General features: G+C 65.3%; 5 protein-coding genes. 4 read left to right on the top strand and 1 reads right to left on the bottom strand.

All coding sequences use genetic code 11. From position 1 onward, the window contains the following. Positions 1–96: 96 nt before the first annotated feature. Positions 97–606, top strand: coding sequence for a hypothetical protein (locus D1832_RS15210; RefSeq protein ID WP_147362746.1), 510 nt, complete (start codon positions 97–99; stop codon positions 604–606). Between the two features lie 171 nt (positions 607–777). Here the strand turns inward: D1832_RS15210 and D1832_RS15205 are convergent, their stop codons facing one another. Next, positions 778–966 (bottom strand): helix-turn-helix domain-containing protein, encoded by a 189-nt coding sequence (locus D1832_RS15205; RefSeq protein WP_147362745.1) that lies wholly within the window; start codon positions 964–966, stop codon positions 778–780. Between the two features lie 205 nt (positions 967–1,171). On the opposite strand from D1832_RS15205, the gene D1832_RS14900 reads away from it, so the two are divergent. The 3 genes from D1832_RS14900 to D1832_RS14890 all read left to right on the top strand — a co-directional run bounded on the left by D1832_RS14900 (position 1,172) and on the right by D1832_RS14890 (position 4,697). Further along, positions 1,172–1,525 (top strand): hypothetical protein, encoded by a 354-nt coding sequence (locus D1832_RS14900; RefSeq protein ID WP_118915166.1) that lies wholly within the window; start codon positions 1,172–1,174, stop codon positions 1,523–1,525. Beyond that, positions 1,522–3,012 carry a hypothetical protein gene (locus D1832_RS14895; protein WP_147362744.1) on the top strand — a complete coding sequence of 497 codons (1,491 nt, stop codon included), beginning with the start codon at positions 1,522–1,524 and terminating at the stop codon, positions 3,010–3,012. The genes D1832_RS14900 and D1832_RS14895 overlap by 4 nt, the downstream gene beginning before the upstream one ends. A gap of 629 nt (positions 3,013–3,641) precedes the next feature. Beyond that, a complete protein-coding gene (locus D1832_RS14890; protein WP_147362743.1) occupies positions 3,642–4,697 on the top strand; it encodes a rep family protein in 1,056 nt (351 codons plus the stop codon). The last annotated feature ends 20 nt before the right edge of the window (positions 4,698–4,717 follow it).

The following is a 4,717-nucleotide window of genomic DNA, read 5'->3' as shown; positions in this document are numbered from 1 at the left end:
GGGCATCGGCTTCCTCGAAGAGCGGGGGCTGATATGGCTTCCTGCGCTCGGTGCTGATATGCCCCCTGACACGCGGTGACATGCCACGATGTGTCAGTGACAGATCATCGAATCGTCGGTCTCGCGGAGGTTGCGCGTCGCTGCGGCGTCTCCCTCTCGACGGTCAACCGCAAAGTGTCGAAACTGCGTGATTTTGGGGCTGAGAAGGATGCTTATGGGGTCTGGCACGTCCCCGTCACCGCAATCGAGGGCGTCGGCTGGACGATTCAGCCTGACATGCCACGACATGTCACCCCTGACATGTCAGTGACACGGCCTGACATGTCACCTGAGACCACCGAAATTCGCGCGCAACTCGACTCGCTGCGCGAGGAGCTAACCGCCCTGAGCGGGCGGTTGACCGTGACTGAGGCCGACCGCGACCGCTGGCAAGCGATCGCCGCCGAACGTCTCCAGAACCTCCATGATCTGCGCCTCGCGCAACGTCTGCTCGAAGCGCGCAACGCTCCGGGCCCCGAGCAAGAATCAACGCCGGCCCCCGCCGAACCGGAACAGCCGGCTACGTGGCGTGGACGGTTTCGGCGCGTGAGGGGCCACGGGCAGTAGTCGTCGTACGGCGGTCTCGCGGCTGGGTGCCATGACCCACAGCTATAGACGCCGAAGGCGGCTGACGTTGCCGCCCGTCACCACCTCTGAGCGGTAGCGCGGGAAGATTGGCTGAGGGATGACGCCGACGCCGCCCCCTCGTACCCAGCCTTTACGGACCCCAGCCAGTGACTAGCTGGAGTGGGTTGCCTTGTTGCGCCACGCGTGAGCCGTCACCCGTGAGACGCCCGCTCGCTTAGCGACCTCGGTCGGGCTGACACCTCGCTCCATGAGGGCGACCGCTAGGGCTTCTGTGGCGTTGCGCGCTGCTGCGGCTAGATCGGCCATGTTGCCGAGGGCGTCGAGCGCGGCGTCGTTCACGCTCTGTCTGTGTACCGAGTCTTCCGAGTGGGTGATCTCGAAGAACGCTTCGGCGGCTCGTTCGACCTCGGGGTCTACGACTGAAAGAAGGTTCGCGATGTCTCGTTGCCGTCGTTTGAGGTCACTGGATGCCATAGGTAGATACTAACCTGACGATACGTTAAGCTGTTTTACGCATCGTTAGATTACCTAGCTAGGAGGCATCATGCCCGCTACCGAGTTCCCTGTCGCCACAACCGCGCAGGCTTGGCCCGTCGTGGTTCAGGGCGGCGGCCAGGCACCGAAGCTTCGTGAGGGGAAGCCGTCACCGGATGGCCGTCCGACGTACGCGAGCGGCTGTCAGCTGATCGTGTCTCGCAACGGCGAAGAGATGGTCAACAAGTCGGCGAGCGTGCACGTGCTCGAACCCGCTGCGATCTATTCGCGCCGCGAGGATTTCCAGGCCGAAGGGCGTGTTTGGGTGGTGCCGTACGAGAGCAATGGCCGGGTGGCCTACAGCATCACTGTGGAACGTCTGGTGCCGGTGCAGGTCCCGAAGCAGGGTGGCGACAAGGCATGACCGTAGAGCTTGCGGAGACCCGCGAGCCGAGCGACCTCGGGCGGATTGGGCGGCTGATGCTGTCTCAGGCCGCCCGTTGGCGTCTCGCCTGGGTGCTTGTGGTCGTCTCGCTGCTTGTCTCCTACATCGGGTGGGGCTGGCATGGTCTCACCGGCGTGTCGGTGCTCGTCGTGGGCGGGTTGTATATGTCTGCCCACGTCGAGCACTTTTGGCCGGACGTTCATGCCGAACTCGTCGCGCCTCTACGTCGTATCGGGTGGCTCGCGTGGCTTTGGTACAGGTGGTGGCCCACGGTTAAGGGCGGCGGTTTCGCTCGACGTGAGCGGGTCATGACGGATGCTTCCGACCGAGTGACGTGGTACGGGCCGCGTCTGCGGGGGCTGCGCGTGACACGTCACGGCATCCGCCTCGCTGTGCGCCCCCCGGACGGCAAGACCGTCGAGGACATCGCGAAGCTGGGCGAGGCTCTGCGCGACTCGATGAAGGCCGATGCGGTTGAGGTCGATGCCCGCACGAGACCGGGCAAGCTCGTCGTGTCCCTCGTGATGCGCTCACCGCTGCGCGACATGCGCCCGCTCGTCGAGCCGATGCCGTGGACCGGCGACTTCGCGGCGGTGCCCTACGGCTACACGATCTTCGGGGAGCCTGCTTGCCTGCGGTTGAAGGAAGTTTCCGGCACTGTCGTCGGTGGACTCCCCGGCTCGGGCAAGACGGCGGGGCTGTCGCTGGTGCTCGCAACGCTCGCACAGTCGCCCGCGGTTCAGTTCGCGATCTTCGACGGCAAGGGCGGTTACGACTGGCAGTGGATCGAACCGCGCGCGGCGATCTTTCACCGGGACGACGAAGACCGCGCCGCCATGGTCGAGCAACTCGAATCCCTTGTCGCCGTGATGCGCGACCGACTTAACCGGATGCCCGACCTTCGTGGAGGGGCGTCGATCTGGACGACTGGTGGCCCCTCCCAGTCGGTGCCGCTGCTCGTCATCGTCGTTGACGAGTGCCAAACGTGGCTCGACCCCGGCGCAGTATCTCGCGGAGACAAAACCGCTGCCGACCTGCGACAGCGCGCCGAGACCGCTATCGCGACGCTCGTTCGCAAGGGCCGCTCCGCTGGCATCTGGTGCGTGCCGACGACGCAGAAGCCCACGTCGGACAGCTTGCCTACGACGATCGGCAGCAACGCCGCCAGTGCGATTGCCTTCCGCGTCAAGACCCCCGAGGCCGAACGCGCGGTTCTCGGTTCTGCGCCTGGCGACGGTGACCCGTCCGCAACGGACATGCCTCACGAAGCCGGTTACGCCGTCGTCTCAACGGAGACGGGAAGCCGCGAGCTCGTCAGGTTCGCGCACCTCGAAGAGATCGATTTACGCCGCGTCGCAACCGCTGTCGCGCACCTGCGGCGTACCATCGACATGTCGAACCGCGAGCCGCACGGCGATGGGCTTAGCCCCCGTGATCGGACAGAACCGCTCGACGCCTCCCCGTAGATGACGCCTCATGTGGCGTGCCTCCCACGTGATGCCGTGGTCGTGTGGGAGGCTCCAGATACGCCGAAGGGCCAGAGACGGCAATCTCTGACCCTTCACCACGGCGACCGATGCATAAGTTCGACCAAGAAAATCGAGGCCGCTCTGTGGCTGCTACACCCAGCGTACCCATGCACCCCCGTCAAGGTTCAACACCTGCCGGTGTGGTTGGCGTGTCTTCCTCTGCGCTCTGCCGGGGGGGCGACGCGCGAACGGCGCTTGCGCCGCACGCGCAAGCGGCGGCCCCCCGGCAGAGCGCGGCCGCGCGCAGCGCGGCCCTTGGTACGACCGTGAATGTTGCCGGAGAGGTAACCACGGCTGCTGCTCGTCGGCGTGAGCGGCATGAGCTTCGTCGCCTTGCTGCTGAGGTGTCCGGGGCAGAATTTCTGCAGGCGTGCGGGCATCGCGTGTGCTCAAACGAGGGTGTCGGAGTGCGTGGCGGCTCGGGTGCTCCCGCTGGTTTTTCGGGTCTGACGACCTGCGGGAGTGTGTGGGCGTGCCCGCAATGCGCGGCAAAGATCGGCGCCCGGCGTACGGAAGATCTAAGCGAGATGCTGCGGTGGGCGACAGCCAAGGGCTACACCGTCGCGATGCTGACGCTGACCGCGCGACACAGCAAAGGGCAGCGGCTCGATGACCTTTGGGGAGGGTTGTCCGAGGCGTGGCGCTTTCTAGGTCGCGGATGGGGCAGCGAGACCGCAGCGGCGTTTGAGAAGCGCGTCGCGAAGAACCGTGATGCGTGGGCTGACTACAGGGCAGGCATCCGTCGAAAGCCTCGCAAGGAAACTGGCGAGCTTGCGCGACGTGTTGGTCTGCTCGAATCGCTCGGCGCGCTGGGGTACGTCCGTGCGACGGAGGTCACGCACGGGTCGAGCGGCTGGCACGTTCACTTTCACGTTGTGCTCGTGCTTGACACGCAGGTGTTGCCGCACGGTCTCGAAGATCGTGACGACACGCTCGACGCTGCTCGGCGGAGCATTTTCGAGCTGTGGCGCAAAGGGCTGCTCCGGAATCGGCTCGATGCGGTCGAGCAAGTGCGCGAGACGGACGGTTCGACCTCGCATGTCGGGGCGGATCTGCGCATCATGCATGGCGCTGAGGTCGCGGAGAAGCTGTCCAAGTACGAGACGAAAGCCACGGATGCCGTCGCTGCGGCGCAAGAATCTGCGAAGAGGCTCGCGGAGTCGGAGAAGCGGCGTATTGAGGCGGGCAAGTTTGCTGCTGAGGCCACGCTCGGTGCGTGGAAGCAGGGCCGGGAGGTGTCGCGCACCCCGTTTCAGATTCTCGGAGACCTGTCGACGGGAGCGTCTGCCAATCTCGCGGCGGATGAACGGCTCTGGTGTGAGTGGGTAGCCGGGTCTCGGGGGCGTGTGCAGTTGGTGTGGTCTCGGGGCCTGGCTGACCTGGCACGGGTGGCAGACGCTGAGAAGAGCGATGAGGAGATCGCCGCAGAGGAGATCGGATCGGAAGACCTGTTCCGCTTGCCGCTCGGCACGTGGAAGCGCATTTGCTTCACCGCTGCCCGGTTCGAGTTGCTTGAAGCTGTGGAGAAGGGCGGCAGAGAAGCGGGCATCGGCTTCCTCGAAGAGCGGGGGCTGATATGGCTTCCTGCGCTCGGTGCTGATATGCCCCCTGACACGCGGTGACATGCCACGATGTGTCAGTG

This window comes from Dermacoccus abyssi, from assembly GCF_003515945.1.
GTDB lineage: Bacteria > Actinomycetota > Actinomycetes > Actinomycetales > Dermatophilaceae > Dermacoccus > Dermacoccus abyssi.
The sequence above is the reverse complement of the archived record's forward strand: the minus strand, read 5'-3'. Positions and strand labels throughout refer to the sequence as shown.